Annotated in this window: 12 protein-coding genes and 1 pseudogene; 6 read left to right on the top strand and 7 right to left on the bottom strand. The window is 50.0% G+C overall.

The genetic code is table 11. The features are described from left to right. Positions 1 to 61: 61 nt before the first annotated feature. A complete protein-coding gene (locus NY07_RS08535) occupies positions 62 to 595 on the top strand; it encodes a thioesterase family protein (protein ID WP_033538924.1) in 534 nt (177 codons plus the stop codon). Positions 596 to 918: 323 nt separating this feature from the next. Here the strand turns inward: NY07_RS08535 and NY07_RS08530 are convergent, their stop codons facing one another. Beyond that, on the bottom strand, positions 919 to 1566 hold the full coding sequence (locus tag NY07_RS08530; RefSeq protein WP_033538923.1) for a glutathione S-transferase family protein: 648 nt from the start codon (positions 1564 to 1566) through the stop codon (positions 919 to 921). 81 nt (positions 1567 to 1647) lie between these two features. After that, positions 1648 to 2553: a LysR family transcriptional regulator gene (locus NY07_RS08525; RefSeq protein ID WP_033538922.1), complete on the bottom strand. Its 906-nt coding sequence runs from the start codon at positions 2551 to 2553 to the stop codon at positions 1648 to 1650. 185 nt (positions 2554 to 2738) lie between these two features. On the opposite strand from NY07_RS08525, the gene NY07_RS08520 reads away from it, so the two are divergent. Then, positions 2739 to 3428, top strand: a complete 690-nt coding sequence (locus NY07_RS08520; protein ID WP_033538921.1) for a DNA-3-methyladenine glycosylase I — start codon at positions 2739 to 2741, stop codon at positions 3426 to 3428. A 202-nt stretch (positions 3429 to 3630) separates the two neighbouring features. Here the strand turns inward: NY07_RS08520 and NY07_RS08515 are convergent, their stop codons facing one another. Then, positions 3631 to 4377: a TorF family putative porin gene (locus NY07_RS08515; protein ID WP_033538986.1), complete on the bottom strand. Its 747-nt coding sequence runs from the start codon at positions 4375 to 4377 to the stop codon at positions 3631 to 3633. Positions 4378 to 4813: 436 nt separating this feature from the next. Between NY07_RS08515 and NY07_RS08510 the strand changes: the two genes are divergently transcribed. The 3 genes from NY07_RS08510 to NY07_RS08500 all read left to right on the top strand — a co-directional run bounded on the left by NY07_RS08510 (position 4814) and on the right by NY07_RS08500 (position 11096). Continuing rightward, a complete protein-coding gene (locus tag NY07_RS08510; RefSeq protein ID WP_033538920.1) occupies positions 4814 to 5974 on the top strand; it encodes an efflux RND transporter periplasmic adaptor subunit in 1161 nt (386 codons plus the stop codon). 9 nt (positions 5975 to 5983) lie between these two features. Next, positions 5984 to 9133, top strand: a complete 3150-nt coding sequence (locus tag NY07_RS08505) for an efflux RND transporter permease subunit (RefSeq protein WP_033538919.1) — start codon at positions 5984 to 5986, stop codon at positions 9131 to 9133. A gap of 121 nt (positions 9134 to 9254) precedes the next feature. Further along, positions 9255 to 11096 carry a M14 family metallopeptidase gene (locus tag NY07_RS08500; protein WP_033538918.1) on the top strand — a complete coding sequence of 614 codons (1842 nt, stop codon included), beginning with the start codon at positions 9255 to 9257 and terminating at the stop codon, positions 11094 to 11096. Between the two features lie 48 nt (positions 11097 to 11144). Here the strand turns inward: NY07_RS08500 and NY07_RS08495 are convergent, their stop codons facing one another. Next, positions 11145 to 11936: a class I SAM-dependent methyltransferase gene (locus NY07_RS08495; RefSeq protein ID WP_033538917.1), complete on the bottom strand. Its 792-nt coding sequence runs from the start codon at positions 11934 to 11936 to the stop codon at positions 11145 to 11147. A 268-nt stretch (positions 11937 to 12204) separates the two neighbouring features. Between NY07_RS08495 and NY07_RS08490 the strand changes: the two genes are divergently transcribed. Then, positions 12205 to 12915: a hypothetical protein gene (locus NY07_RS08490; RefSeq protein WP_309147289.1), complete on the top strand. Its 711-nt coding sequence runs from the start codon at positions 12205 to 12207 to the stop codon at positions 12913 to 12915. A gap of 92 nt (positions 12916 to 13007) precedes the next feature. Here NY07_RS08490 and NY07_RS08485 read toward each other — a convergent pair whose 3' ends face one another. The 3 genes and pseudogenes from NY07_RS08485 to NY07_RS08475 all read right to left on the bottom strand — a co-directional run. Beyond that, on the bottom strand, positions 13008 to 13829 hold the full coding sequence (locus tag NY07_RS08485) for a phosphatase PAP2 family protein (RefSeq protein WP_161783158.1): 822 nt from the start codon (positions 13827 to 13829) through the stop codon (positions 13008 to 13010). A gap of 75 nt (positions 13830 to 13904) precedes the next feature. Next, a complete protein-coding gene (locus NY07_RS08480; protein WP_033538915.1) occupies positions 13905 to 14723 on the bottom strand; it encodes a phosphatase PAP2 family protein in 819 nt (272 codons plus the stop codon). Between the two features lie 161 nt (positions 14724 to 14884). Further along, a pseudogene (locus NY07_RS08475) lies at positions 14885 to 15154 on the bottom strand (GIY-YIG nuclease family protein); the annotation flags it as partial. Between the last annotated feature and the right edge of the window lie 2 nt (positions 15155 to 15156).

Here is a 15156-nt window from a genome sequence, read left to right as displayed (position 1 = left end):
GCTTGTCTCCTGGTCTGACCTCTGTTAGCCTTTTTGCCTTCATTTTTGGGGGCAGAGTGAGATGAATCTTTATTTTCGTTTGTTTTGGTTGATGTTTTGGCGTGTGCGTCACTGTGGTCGTATCGATTTTTTGGGAACGAGCAAGATCAGTTATCGTGCCTTACCGTTGGATTGTGACATTAACTTTCACCTGACCAATTCTCGTTATCCTGCGCTGATGGATCTGGCGCGCACCTATATGCTTGCCGAGATGGGATTGCTTAAGCGTTTTTTGAAGCTTAAGTGGTTGCCGATCGTTAACGCCGCCGAATTTACCTATATACGTGACATCAAACCTTTGCGCCGCTTCGATATCGAGAGCAAGGTCGTGGGCTGGGATGAGAAATATTTCTATGTGGAGCAGCGCTTTGTCAGTGAAGGTACGCTGCACTGCATAGTGCATGTTCGCGGAGTCTTTGTGAATAACCGCAAACAGGTGCCTATTGAAGAGATGTTGAAAGAGGCGGGGTTTGACGGTCCAGCGCCCAGCTTGCCGCCGGAAGTGGAGAAATGGAAGGCATTCCTCACGCTTAAAAAAGAGAGAAACCTTGCTTAGGAACAGTTTATCTTTCAGGTTTGATTTCTGTTCAAGCTAAACGGGTTTTGTTCGCCGCGCGAGCCATGCTACCTAATTTGACGATATAAATGGTGAGTAGTAAGAGATCGTCAGGAACGATTTTTTACTGCTTGGCTGGACTGACGCTGAAAAGCTGGATGCTTGTCATATTAAGTAGTACAGGTTGAGGTTAACGCTTTGGTCTGCTTATGTTGTTTATCTCTTCTTTGCTATCTCTGGCTTGGTTAGATGACAGTGTCGACTCTGCCTATATAGATCGATTTCAAACTGGCGAAGAAACAAATGATAAAAGTTAGCTGACCCTAGGGAATGGGGCGGAAGCCGGCTTGCACTGCGGCCTGTATTAGGTCTATCTCCTCTTGCACTTGAATCCAGGCTCCCCGAATATGGGCTTGATTCAGGTATCTGTCTAAGGGATCGAACTGGTAGAGTTTAAAGCGATGTTTGGCATGGATCAGGCAGGGGATCAAGGCGCAATCTGCCATGGTGAAAGCGTCACCGCAGAGCCAGTGATGTTCCATTAATTTGTTGTTCAGCTCGCTTAGCAAGTGAGCGATATCTTTTTCTAACTGCTTCACCTTTATCGGGTTTTCCTCTTTCCGCGCATCAATTTGCTCCAATAGATAGAGTTGATTATTTAAGTCGTTGTCTATGATGCGATCATATAGACGCACCTGAAGTCGCTCCGCATAACTCTGGGGAAGTAGTTGGGTGCCTGTGGCAAACTCATGATCTATGTAGTCTATGATGATGCTGGATTCGGGTAATAACTCTCCGGTGCGAGTCTTGAGCAGTGGTAGCTTACCCAAGGGAAATTGCTGCTTAAATTCATTACGCGAGAAGGGATCGCTGAGTTCGATCACCCTAGGATAAAAATTGGCTTGTTTCTCGTAGAGGGCAATCAAGACTTTTTGGGAATATCGTGACAAGGGATGGTAAAACAGTTCCATCAAATGCACCTCCCATTTGCCCAGAACCAATAAGTTAATGGTAGTTCGAAATCCATTATCTGGCCTGCTTTTTATCGCTGTTTAAAGCTCTTCAGCCGTTGTCAGTCGCTCGCTAAGCAAGCTAATCATAGCCATGACTCTGGGGGGGATCACCTCTGCATAGGGGTGAACCAGATAGAGCGCGGCACATCCTATATGGTAGTCGGGTAAGAGCTGCACTAGATCCCCATTGGCTAAGTAGGGTTTGATCACTGGGTCGGGCAAGAGTGTCAGCCCCAGTCCTTGGCATGCCAGGCTTAGACTTCCCTGTAGGCTATTGCAGTTGATAAAAGGGGTGAGTTGCAGTTTGAAACTGTCGCCATCGCTATTTTCAAATTGGCAGTGTTTGGGCAATTGATTATTGGACAGCAAGATCCATTGATGGTGGGCCAGGTTGTCCGGGTGCAAGGGGGCGCCGTGACGTGAAATATAATCAGGGTTTGCGACTAAGCGTTCGTGATACTGGGTTAGCTTAGTTGCCCTGGTTTCTGCACCATTGCTCTTGCCGATTTGAATGGCGATATCTATCTGATGTTCCGCCAGGTCAAGCTGGCTATCTTGGAGTAATAGAGACAGGTGCACCTGAGGGTAACGCTGGTGGTATGCCTTGAGGATTGGCGCGATAATCTGTTCACCAAGCGATTCAGGTACGGTAAGAGTGACGCTGCCTTGCAGTTGGTCGTTAGCGGGAATAATAGAAGCTTCAGCCTGCTTGGCGAGTTTGAGCAACTCGGCGCAGTAGTGATAAAAGGCTTCACCCTCCTGAGTGAGTGCGATTCGCCGAGTGGTACGATGTAACAGGCTATACTGACAGCGATCTTCTAACCGCTTGAGATGTTGGCTGACCATGGAACGGCTGATGTTGAGTGAATCTGCCGCTCGTGTCAGCGATCCCTGTTCTACGACGCTGGCGAAGACGAGCATGCGATAGAGTTGAGCTGCATCCATGGAAACCTCTCTGCCAAGGCGAATTTTCGCCATAAATAGGGGTTATTGTTTACTATAGTTGTAAAAACATCCGATAACATGAGTTATTTGCCTTGCTTGTAAACCAATTGAGCCAATCAGGCTGATCTTAGTGGCGGCAGGGTGCGTATCGGAGAATATCTAGCTAATAAGGAAAAGCAGTAAAGATGGCGCGACAAGAAACTTTCGATAGCCTCTACCAGCGTGCTTGTGAGCGCAAGGGAGGAGAGCTGGGACTGGCCGAGCGGCTGCCTGAGGTTATAACGCAATCTCAGATTGCTCAATATTCAGATGCCGAACTCTTATCAGAGCTTAGCAAGAAGGTGTTTCAGTCTGGGTTTGTGTGGCGCATTGTTGAGAACAAGTGGCCTGCCTATGAAGAGGCTTTTTTCGGTTTCGAACCTCATAAAATCTTAATGCTGTCACCCGAGCAGATTCAGCAGCGCGCCAGTGACCCCTGCTTGATTCGACACCTGAAAAAGACCATGGCGATTTATGATAATGCCTTGATGATCCATGAGATTAAGCTGGCTCATGGTAGCTTTGCCAAGTACATCGCCGATTGGCCCTGTGACAATATCATAGGCTTGTGGAGTGAACTGAAACGTTTAGGTTGTCGCCTAGGGGGAAATACCGGCCCCTATTTTTTACGTACCATAGGCAAAGATACCTTTCTTCTGAGCGAGGATGTTAAAGGGTATTTTCAGGCCCATAAGCTTATCGACTATGGATTTACCTCTAAGCGGGGATTAGAACAGGTGCAGGCGGTCTTCAATGAGTGGCAAGCGCAATCGGGCCGCTCGCTGGCCGAGATCAGTCGTATTCTTGCCTGCGGCGTGGGTGATAACCGTATTTAGCTATATTACTCCATGTGCACTGATATTCTTGGATAAAGGAAATACCACTTGATGCCGGGAACACCAAAGGCCTTGAGCACCGGGGATAAATATTCTGACCCTCATGGAAGGGGAAATGCCCTCTCTGTCCATCCATGTGCAAAAAAGCCAGCCTTTTTAGGGGCTGGCAAAACGTGCAGAGATGGAAACTATATTACTGTGACTAAAAGCTCTTACTAACGCCGATGACTACTCGGTCATCAAAAATCTTGGTTTGTGTGCCGTAGACTTTATGGCTCTCATCTACCGTACTGCCGTGGTATCTAAGATCGAAACTCAGGCCGGCAAACGTTTTGCTGACACCTAGGTTCCAATGTCCCCAGCCTTCGGCGCCGTTACCGTCTAAATCCTGATAGCCGACACTTGCCGAGAGGTTAATGCCATTGTCGAACTGGTAACTTGGGTGGATGGCGTAGTTGACCCCTTGCCAGCCATCGACACCAAACCAGTCATCGACGGTGGGCGTCACTTCCAGTTGTAAGTTGGTTCGGCCGAACTGCTTACCGACCTTAAGCCATAACTCTGTGTAGTTGGAGTAGGAGGCGCCTGGGTAGAGGTAGGAGAAGAGCATGACATCATAGGTAATACCTGAGTCGCCGAAGGTGCCCGCCTTACCAATATAAGGAGCCGTGACTATTTCGAGGTTGGGATCGGCAAACTTGATATTTGAGGCGTACACGCCGCCATACCATCCCTTATCGTTACCCCAGCCTAAGGTGCCTTGTACAACAGGGACATCGCCGTCCATGGTTTCTGATTCACCACGAAAGACATAGTCTGAAGCGAACGTCAGCTTGCCGGTTACCGTGCCGCCCAATAATTGGGAGTCTTGTGGCGTCGCCATAATGCCAGTAGATACCAGCAGGCTGCCAAGGAGGAGCGAGTATTTTATCTGGGTTAAAGTCTTCATCATCATTATCTCATCTAGCGGGTTATTTGGCCGATGAGCCGACTATAAGGAGAAGTTGTGAACGGCCTTATCGCAGCAGATGAACTGATGAAATAAAGATGTGAAAAAGTATGAATATATAAGGCTAAACGCTATATATATTTTGGTGTTGCTTTTCATCATCCAAGAGGGAGGTAGATCACAAGGTAGACACAAAAAACACTAAAACGGCGGAATAATGCGCCATATTTAACTATGTTTTTACAATGTGGCGTGATTAAAAATAAAAATTTGCATTAACTTACAATATCTACACCCTTAAGTTCTTGTTGCCCCCAGCAAGGTATGAGATAAATAGTCATCTCGATCTATTTTATAAACTTGCTTATACAAGACAACCCCATAGCACTCATTTGTGCATGGGTGTTTTTTGTTGCGGCTTTGATTAGGAGTTCTCATGCGGCAAATAGTGAAAATTGCCTCGTTAGTTAGTGTGGCGTTATGGATAACAGGTTGTGGCCAAGACGAGAACCAAGGTCAGTCTGCTGCAGCCCCTCAGAGTATGGAAGTTGGCGTGGTAAAGGTTGTTGAGCAACCTCAGGCTATTCAAGTGGAACTACCGGGTCGCAGCAAAGCGTTTCTTGAAGCGGAAGTACGCCCCCAGGTCACAGGTATCATTACCGAGCGTGGCTTTGTTGAAGGGGGAGAGGTGACCGAAGGTCAGTCGCTCTATCAAATCGACTCTTCTACATACAGGGCTGCTTTGGTTAGTGCCGAGGCGGATCTGGCGAGAGCCAATGCTGGTTTAGTATCGGCTAAGGCTAAGGCTGCTAGATACAAGGCATTGATTAAGACAGATGCCATTAGCCAGCAAGATTTTGATGAAGCCGATGCTCTTTATAAAGAGGCTCAGGCTAATGTGACTGTGGCTAAAGCGGCTATCAATACCGCTAAGATCAACCTGGAATACACTCAGGTGAAGGCGCCTATCTCTGGCCGTATCGGTAAGTCATCGGTGACCGCTGGTGCCCTAGTGACAGCCAATCAGAGTGCTGCACTGGCGACGATCCAGCAGTTGGATCCCATCAATGTGGATATCGCCCAGTCAAGCGCCCAGTTATTGCGTTTAAAAGCCAAGCTTAAGCAGGGCCAGTTGCAGGCGGCCGATAACGCCGATGTGCGTCTGATCTTGGAAGATGGCACCGTATATGAGCATATGGGGTCTCTTAGATTCGCCGAAGTCAGCGTGGATGAGAATACCGGTTCTGTGACATTAAGAGCTGAGTTCCCTAATCCAGATGGTGTTTTGCTTCCTGGTATGTATGTTCGCGCCGTGCTCAATGCGGGCACAGATCCTAAGGCTATCTTGGTACCACAGTCGGCGATAACCCGTAATACCAAGGGCCAGGCCGTCGCCATGGTGATTGGTGCTGATAATAAGGTTGAGCCAAGAGTGGTAACCACCGCTGAGGTGATTGACCATCAGTGGCGTATTACCAGTGGTCTCAAGGTTGGTGAGCAGGTGATTGTCGAAGGGCTACAAAAGATTCGTCCGGGTGCTCCCGTGGTGGCTAAGCCGTTAAGTGAGACGCAATCAGACAAGCAACAACAAAAGTAAGGTAAAGTTATGGCTCGTTTTTTCATCGATCGCCCTATCTTTGCCTGGGGGATTGCAATTATTGTTATGTTGGCCGGGGTGCTTTCTATTATGAAGCTTCCCGTGTCTCAATACCCGAGTATCGCACCGCCAACAGTGACGATTAGTGCTGTTTATCCAGGCGCATCTGCTAAAACCATGGAAGATACTGTGACTCAGGTGATCGAGCAGCGTATGACGGGTATTGACCATCTACGTTATATCTCGTCAACCAGTGACAGCTTTGGTAATGCTCAGATCACCTTGACCTTTAATGCCGAGGCAGAGCCTGATATCGCTCAGGTTCAGGTGCAGAACAAGTTACAACTTGCTATGCCTCTGTTACCTCAAGAAGTGCAGGCGCAAGGGGTTAAGGTTAACAAATCCAGCTCGGGTTTCTTGATGGTATTGGGCTTTGTTTCAGAAGATGGTTCTCTGGACAAGAATGATATCTCTGACTACGTGGGTTCCAATGTCTTGGATCCTATGAGTCGTGTCGCGGGTGTGGGTGAGATCCAGCTGTTTGGTGCTCAGTACGCCATGCGTATATGGCTCGACCCACTTAAGCTGACGCAATACAACCTTACCAGCCTTGACATCATAGCCTCGATTCGTGAGCAGAATGCTCAGGTATCTGCCGGTCAGCTTGGGGGGGCGCCATCCATTGCGGGTCAGGAGCTAAATGCTACTGTGACAGCTCAGAGTCGTCTGCAGACGCCAGAAGAGTTTGAGAAGATTATCATCAAGTCGGACACTTCTGGTGCCAAGGTTTTCCTCGAAGATGTTGCGCGTGTCGAGCTAGGTGCAGAGAGTTACTCGGTCGAGTCTTTCTATAACGGCCGCCCAGCGGCAGGTATAGGCATCAAGTTGGCTACCGGTGCGAACGCCTTGCAGACCGCCGAGCTAGTGCGTGAAAAAGTTGATGAGATGAAACCCTTCTTCCCTCAGGGGCTTGAAGTCGTTTATCCATATGATACAACTCCTTTCGTTGAGAAATCGATCGAGGGCGTAGTGCATACTCTGTTAGAAGCTGTGGTCCTGGTGTTTGTGATCATGTACCTCTTCTTGCAGAACTTTCGCGCCACCATTATCCCGACTATTGCGGTACCTGTGGTGTTGCTCGGTACCTTTGCTATCTTGTCGGCAACCGGCTTCTCAATTAATACCCTCACCATGTTCGCTATGGTATTGGCCATCGGTCTGCTGGTGGATGATGCCATCGTGGTGGTGGAGAACGTCGAACGTGTGATGTCAGAAGAGGGCTTGAGCCCTATTGAGGCCACTAAGAAGTCGATGGATCAGATCACCGGCGCCTTGGTGGGTATCGGTCTGACACTGTCGGCGGTATTTGTGCCTATGGCGTTTATGTCGGGTTCTACCGGCGTTATCTATCGTCAGTTCTCTGTGACTATCGTATCGGCGATGGCGCTATCTGTGATGGTAGCGATTATTCTGACGCCGGCCCTGTGTGCCACCATGCTGAAACCTATTGCCAAAGGGCATCATGGCATCGAAACCGGTTTCTTCGGTTGGTTTAACCGTAGCTTCGACAAGATGACCTCGCGTTATGAGGCGAGTGTCGCAGCGATGATCAAGCGCGCCGGACGCGTCATGTTGATCTATCTGGCCCTGACCGTTGCTGTGGGCTGGATCTTCATGCGCATGCCGACAGCCTTCTTACCTGATGAAGACCAAGGTATTTTGTTTACCCAGGCTATTTTGCCGACCAACTCGACTCAGGAAAGCACCAAAAATGTGATGGATAAGGTCACTGACTTCTATCTCAATGAGACGGGAGATAGTGTTAAGTCGGTGTTTAGCGTATCGGGCTTCAGTTTTGCTGGTAGTGGACAAAACATGGGTATTGCCTTCATTGGCTTGAAGGATTGGTCAGAGCGTACTGGGCCTGGACAGGATGTGAATTCTGTTGCTGGACGAGCCATGGGCATGTTCTCGCAGATTAAAGAAGCTTTTGTATTTGCCTTCGTGCCCCCTGCGGTGATCGAGCTGGGTACGGCAAACGGTTTCGATTTCTATCTGCAAGATAGAAATGGTCAAGGCCATGATAAGCTGCTCGAAGCCCGTAACATGTTGCTGGGCATGGCTGCACAAAATCCAAACCTGGTGGGCGTGCGTCCTAACGGTCAGGAAGATGCGCCTATGTACCGTATTCATGTCGATCACGCTAAGCTTCGTGCCTTGAGCATCGACATCGACGCCGTAAACAGTGTCCTGGGGACCGCCTGGGGTGGTAGCTATGTAAATGACTTCATCGATCGTGGTCGTGTGAAGAAAGTTTATGTACAGGGTGATGCCGAATACCGCATGCAGCCAGAAGATCTTGATACCTGGTATGTGCGTAACAGTCAGGGTGAGATGGTACCATTCTCTGCCTTTGCAACCGGCAGTTGGGAATACGGTTCACCGCGTCTTGAGCGTTTCAACGGTCTACCTGCGATGAACATCCAGGGTGGTACGGCTCAGGGTTACAGTACGGGTGCGGCTATGGCTGACATCGAAGCTATGGTGGCTAAGCTACCACCTGGATTTGGTGTTGAGTGGAACGGCCTCTCTTATGAGGAACGTCTCTCGGGTAACCAGGCGCCAGCCTTGTATGCCTTGTCTATTCTGGTGGTCTTCCTGGTACTGGCGGCTCTATATGAGAGCTGGTCTGTACCCTTCGCGGTGATCTTAGTGGTACCGCTGGGGATTATCGGTGCCTTACTGGCGATGAATGGTCGCGGTTTGCCCAATGACGTATTCTTCCAGGTGGGTCTGCTGACGACCGTGGGCTTGGCAACCAAGAACGCCATCCTGATCGTTGAGTTTGCCAAAGACTTTTACGATAAGGGCGCTGGATTGGTGGATGCGACTCTGCATGCGGTGCGGGTACGTTTGCGTCCTATCCTGATGACCTCACTGGCCTTCGGTCTTGGTGTTGTCCCGCTGGCGATCAGTTCGGGCGTGGGTTCGGGCAGTCAGAACGCCATCGGTACAGGTGTATTGGGCGGTATGATGAGTTCGACCTTCCTGGGGATCTTCTTTATCCCTATCTTCTTCGTGATCGTCGAGCGTATCTTTAGTAAGCGCGAGAAAAAGGGTGCGGCGCAACAAGCTGCTGAGTCACCCTCTGAAGAATAAGCGTTAGCGAGTTAATCAAAAAGCCCGGTTTAAGCCGGGCTTTTTATTGCCTAAGGTATTGCACTTGCAGGTTATTTATTGAAAGATAATCGGCTAATAATAAGCCGTTAGGTAATCTAAGATGTCCCTATATTCTCGCGCTACACTTCTCTGCCTTGCCGCCTTCGGCGCATCTGCCATGGCAGAAACCAGCGATCCACAAGTGGCTCAACCCTCGTTAAATAGTACTTATGTTAATGATGCCATCCTGCCGCCGACCATCACTTGGCAGGGGGCTAGCGAGACCTTGCTGCGTGGATTGGATGACCCTTGGGCAACGCCCTTCGAGTTAGGGGGATTAAAAACCAGCCCCAACTATGACGAGACCTTTAGCTGGTTGGATAAGTTGATTGCCACCAGCGACAAGCTGCACAAGGTTTCGCTGGGCAAGAGCCCTCAGGGGCGGGATATCTGGATGATAGTGGCATCGCAAGAGGGCGTTAATACTCCTGAGGAGCTGCAGGCTAACGGCAAGCCCAGTTTGCTGGTGCAGGCAGGTATTCACTCGGGTGAGATTGATGGCAAGGATGCGGGCATGATGTTGCTGCGCGACATGGTTATGGGAGATAAGCAGGCCCTGCTAGATGGGGCGAATCTCCTGTTTGTACCTATCTTCAGCGTCGATGCCCATGAACGTAGCGGGCAATTTAATCGCGTGAATCAACGAGGCCCGGTGGAGATGGGCTGGCGCACCACGGCCAACAACCTCAACCTCAACCGTGACTATGCCAAGGCCGATAGCTTAGAGATGCAGCATATGTTGGCGGCGATTAATCGCTGGCAACCAGATCTCTATATCGATGTGCATGTTACCGACGGTATCGACTATCAATATGACGTCACCTTTGGCTACAACTTGGCTCAGGGACTTAGCCCGGCCAGTTATCGCTGGCTCAATGATAAGTATCGACCTTTGGTCGAACAGGCGCTGACAGCTCAAGGGCATGTGCCCGGCCCCTTGGTGTTTGCCATCGACAATCGCGACATGAGTCAGGGCATGTCCTTGTGGAATGCGAGCCCACGTTACTCAAACGGTTATGGTGACGCACGCCATCTGCCCACCATATTGATCGAAAATCACAGCCTTAAGCCCTTTAAGCAGAGGGTACTCGGCACCTATGTGATGCTGGCATCGACTCTGGAGATCTTAGGTGAACAGGGCACGTCGCTGCGCAGTGCCATCAAGCAGGATAGCTACCGCTATAGCGATCGTATCACTCTGACCTGGCAGTCGGAGAAGCAGCCTAAAGGATGGGACTTCAAGGGGATCGACTATCGCCTGGAGCAGAGTCCCATTAGTGGTGAGACGGTAGTGCGTTGGACCGGCGAGCCCAAGCTATATGAGAATTTATCCGTTATCGGTAATACCCAGGCTGAGATTAAGGTGAATCGCCCTTCGGCTTACTATATTCCACCCCAGTGGCAAGAGGTGATCGAGCGCCTGAACATTCATGGCATACGCATGACGCGTTTGGAGCAGCCCACCGAGTTGACCCTGACTCAATATCAATTTGGGGAGCCGACGTTTGCCGCTAAGGATTACGAGGGACGCCAGCGAGTCTCTGCGCCCGTATCGAGCCATAAGACGAAGCTTGAGTTGCCTGCTGGCACTGTAAAGATCAGCACACAGCAGCCACTAGGTGACCTGGCCATTCTCTTGTTGGAGCCGCAATCACCCGACTCGCTGCTACAGTGGGGCTTCTTTAATCCCATATTTACCCGTACCGAATATATCGAGCATTATGCGGTAGAGCCTTTGGCGGTTAAGATGCTGAAAGAAGATCCAGCCCTGGCGGCCGAGTTTGAGGCCGCGTTAAAAGATCCTGAGTTCGCCAAGGATGCCCAGGCGAGACTGCGTTGGTTCTATGAGCGTAGCCCTTACTATGACAAGCAGTACAGGGTTTATCCCGTGCTGAGAGACTAAACAAAAAAGCAGGCTTAGCCTGCTTTTTTTATTCCAAGGGAAAGTTCGCTACTCGGGTTTGCTGGCCGACACGCTATAGACCAGAGGAATGGGCTTGCCTTGATGCAATTGATAATATCTGGGTCTGTCACTAGTCAGCCCCAGACTTTCACCCGTCACCAGATTGTCAAAGGTGTCATAGGGGCTGAAGGGATATTCCTGTATGACGTCGATTCTCAGCCCTGCGCCAACTAAAGCGTTTATCACATCGGCCAGAGAGTGTGGCCAGGTCACCATGGTGTGTTTGTTGTCGCTGGCATTTTCCGTATAGGTGCCTTCCTCCTCCACATCTGGCTCTTGCTGGGCAAAGTAGCTGTAGCCTTCCATCAGCGCCTGTACCGGGTGAAACTCCACCATATAAAACTGGCCACCGGGCTTTAGCGACTGATGAATCAGCTTGGCCCAGCGGCTGAGATCCGGTAGCCAACAGAGGGCGCCATAGGAGGTATAGACGATATCAAATTGTTGTTGCAGTCGATCGGCGGCCTCGTAAAGATCGCAACAGATAAAGTCTGCGGTTAGCTGGCAGGCATCGGCCAGTCGTCTTGCATGATGGATGGCGGTATCGGAGAGATCCACCCCTGTTACCTTGGCACCCATGCGCGCAAAGGAGAGGGTATCCAAGCCGAAGTGACATTGCAGGTGCAATAGGCTTTTCCCCTTCACTTCCAGGTCGGCCAGTTCTATCTCCTGCAGCGAGCTGCTGCCGGCAAGAAAGCCATCCACATCGTAGAAGCTTGAGTCCAGATGCTCTAGGGTTCTGTGGTTCCAGGCTGTTCGGTTGAGGGTTAAATAGTCCATGCCTTTGCCTTATAAGTTGATGATGTATTTCACTAAATAGTAACTAATCCCACGATTGAGATGGTGATATATCCTTAGCGAAATGCCACTCTGTGGATAATAACATATTAAAAACAACTAGATAACTTTTGGCATGTTATCTGCTTTAGATGAGCTAGCAAAGCGCTGCGGCGTTTGGAATTTTTAGCAGATATTAAGGAAGGTTTTTATGTTGGCTCGCTCACTGGCTATGGTTACGGCTCTGATTTTCGGACTCACAGGATGTATTGTGAATGTGAATAGCGCGGGAAGGGATAGCTTCGACTATCACAAGCAGGTGCAATTGACATTGGCAGCGAGTGAATTAGATACCCTGGTGGCGCACACCGGGGCCGGTGCCCTGAAGGTGATCGGAGATGCGTCGGTAGAGAGTATTACTTTGGATGCAGACATTTATGGTTATGACGGCGCCGAGCCAGAATTAACCTTAGTTCGTTCTGGTAACAAGGCTAAGCTGGTTGCTAACTTCGACTCATTCAGCCGACTCTCTTTTTCGAGCAGCCGTTCTCCTTACATAGATCTTGTGGTCAAGGTGCCAGCCCACATGCAGCTGGATATTAATGATGGCTCAGGTGCCATAGCGATTCGCGGCGTGCTGGCGGATATGCAGATTGAAGATGGTTCTGGAGCGATAGATATCGACGGTGGCAAAAAGCTCAGTATCGACGATGGTTCTGGCAGTATTACCCTGACTAATGTGATGGGGAATATCGATATCAATGACGGCTCAGGTAACCTTAGCATAGCGTTGGTCAAGGGTGATGTGACGATTGAAGACGGTTCTGGTGGCATCGAAGTAAGAGAGGTTGAGGGTAAGGTGACCATAGATGATGGTTCAGGCGGTATTCGCGTCGCGGGCTCTCAAGGTTTGCACATCATAGAGGCGGGTTCTGGCAGCCTTAGCTTCGACAATATTCAGGGCCAGGTCACCATAGACTAAGGCTAGGACTTCCCGGCGCGGAGGCTAATCTAAGGTCTGAATTTGAGTCCTTGGTTAGCCGCTGCCCACCCCTTTACTATTAGGCAAGTGGGTCAGGCTTTCACCCATTTACCTAGTGTCAATTGCTGCTGAGATCTCAGCTGCTGTCTGATCAGCAGCGCCGTTGCCAGCATCAGCAATCCCCAGCGCAGTCCAATGATCTGCCACGCCATATGCGATGAAGTCTCTTTAAACTGGCACACCATCAGGGTGATAAGTAGTATGCCTAAGATGATTCGCCAGTGCCTGTCGCTGACGCGCAGCAGAGGAACGAACGAAGCCAGATAAGCGCAGCTAAGTCCCAACAAGGCGCCTGCCAGTGTGTCGATTGGCCAGTGAGCACCGACTAAGATGCGCGATAGGGCGATCAGGCTAGCTCCGAACAGGAGTGCCAGCTTAATTTTATTTTGCTGCGCCACCATGAGAAGGGTGCCTGCAAATAGAAAGGCGCTGGTACTGTGGCCCGAGGGAAAACTGTAGTTCAGGCGCGTTTCGCCAACGATATAGAGAAAATCGAGGGTCGCAGCGGGTCTGGGGGCATCAAAATATTGTTTCAACAGTGGCACTAAAATCATCGATAGCAGGCTAGCGACCAATACTCTGGGCATTAACTCTGGGCGGCGCAGCAGACAGATGAGCACTATGGTGCCTAAGGTGCTGCCGTGGCCTAAATCGGTAATCCCAAGTTGCAGCCATTGAGGAAGATGTGGTGACAGGCCATTGATGGCGGCAAAGAGCCCTTGGTTGAGCTCCTTATTCAAACAGAGCAGCATCAGGATGCCGAAGAGGAACAGCAGCATGCCATAGTGGTTGCGGTCAGTGGTCAATGCCTGCGGACTGTCCCTGCTGGTCAGTGTCTGATTTGGTTGAAACATCACATATCTCTTCATCTAATAAGCGCCTAGTGTAGGCTGCAAAGTGTGAAGAAAGCGTGAATGTTACCTTAAGCGTTAGCTCTGTGTGGCTAGCCAGCGTTTAACTCGCTGCGCGGTGCCATACTCTCGCCAGATCAAGATTGCGGCCGTGCTCAGTAGTCCCCATCTTAATGTCAGGATTGACCAAGTGACCTCTTTATCGAAACTCTTGTCTAACTCACTTACGACTAACACACACCAGAGAAAGCTCAGAATGAGGGCCTTATGGCGCTGAGATAAGCTGATTTCGGGGCAATGCGCCGCGGCGTAGGCACAAAAGAGACCGACGAAGGCGCCCATGACCACATCTTCTGGCCAGTGAGCCCCCACAACAATGCGGGATAGACCTATCAGGGCGGCGAAACTGATTGCCAATAGCTTGATTTGTGTCTGCTTGTAAGCAAAAAACAGGGTACCGGCAAATAGAAAGGCGGTGGCGGTGTGGCCAGATGGAAAACTGTGCGTGAGACGGATTTCGCCGACAATATTTAGGGTTTCCAGCAATGCGGCTGGGCGAGGAGCGTCAAAGGTCTGTTTTAGCAGAGGTACCAAAATCAGCGACAGCACGCTTGCGATAATGACTCTGACTAGCAGCTCGGGGCGCTTGACCAGACAGCAGAGAGTGATCACCCCTAAGGTGACGCCATTACCAAGATCTGTGATGAGTAGGAGCAGGTCTACGGGCGCAAAAGCCGCGATGCCGTTAAAGAATCGAAACAGGGATAGATTGATCGTGGTGTTTAACAGCACGAGGTGCAGACAGAGCAGAATCAATAGTAATCCAATAAAGCCGCGTCCCTGGTAACTGTCTTGCGCAGGCATTCCCATTGCCTTTGCTTGTTTTAGTAATTTCATTGTTTTTCCACATAAACGCGCCCGCCTAAGATAGAGGTTTGTTATGGGGAAGTAAAGGTGTTTAGCTTGTGTTAAATCTTTGATTAATATCTCTTTGGGTTTGGCTATTTGGTTTGTTTCACCCTTAATCTATGATTTTTAGTTTTTTATCCACATAGATGTCATGGCTTTTCGGTATTTGCATCAAATTGTATGAGCGCGAGTTTTTGTGTTTTTGTGAGCCTTTTCACGGCTATTTCACGCTTTAGTGCCGCCGAGTGGCTACCCACCTGTTCACGGTAGACTAAGGCCAGGGGCCCCTTGCCCCGCAGAAACTTGGCGGTCTTGGGGCCGTTGTCGCTATGCTCCTTGAAACGGCGGTCTATATCTGTGGTGATGCCGGTATAGAGTTGTCCCTTGGCGCAGCGGATCATATAAAGACTCCACAGCGCAG

It is taken from the genome of Shewanella sp. ECSMB14101 (assembly GCF_000773485.1).
Classification (GTDB): domain Bacteria; phylum Pseudomonadota; class Gammaproteobacteria; order Enterobacterales; family Shewanellaceae; genus Shewanella; species Shewanella marisflavi.
This window is presented reverse-complemented; position numbering and strand designations above follow the sequence as displayed.

Coding starts and splice junctions, on each gene's coding strand:
- NY07_RS08520 (WP_033538921.1), top strand. CDS start 2,739: ATGGCGCGACAAGAAACTTTCGATAGCCTCTACCAGCGTGCTTGTGAG.
- NY07_RS08500 (WP_033538918.1), top strand. CDS start 9,255: ATGTCCCTATATTCTCGCGCTACACTTCTCTGCCTTGCCGCCTTCGGC.
- NY07_RS08480 (WP_033538915.1), bottom strand. CDS start 14,723: ATGAAATTACTAAAACAAGCAAAGGCAATGGGAATGCCTGCGCAAGAC.
- NY07_RS08530 (WP_033538923.1), bottom strand. CDS start 1,566: ATGGAACTGTTTTACCATCCCTTGTCACGATATTCCCAAAAAGTCTTG.
- NY07_RS08515 (WP_033538986.1), bottom strand. CDS start 4,377: ATGAAGACTTTAACCCAGATAAAATACTCGCTCCTCCTTGGCAGCCTG.
- NY07_RS08505 (WP_033538919.1), top strand. CDS start 5,984: ATGGCTCGTTTTTTCATCGATCGCCCTATCTTTGCCTGGGGGATTGCA.
- NY07_RS08510 (WP_033538920.1), top strand. CDS start 4,814: ATGCGGCAAATAGTGAAAATTGCCTCGTTAGTTAGTGTGGCGTTATGG.
- NY07_RS08525 (WP_033538922.1), bottom strand. CDS start 2,553: ATGGATGCAGCTCAACTCTATCGCATGCTCGTCTTCGCCAGCGTCGTA.
- NY07_RS08535 (WP_033538924.1), top strand. CDS start 62: ATGAATCTTTATTTTCGTTTGTTTTGGTTGATGTTTTGGCGTGTGCGT.
- NY07_RS08495 (WP_033538917.1), bottom strand. CDS start 11,936: ATGGACTATTTAACCCTCAACCGAACAGCCTGGAACCACAGAACCCTA.
- NY07_RS08485 (WP_161783158.1), bottom strand. CDS start 13,829: ATGTTTCAACCAAATCAGACACTGACCAGCAGGGACAGTCCGCAGGCA.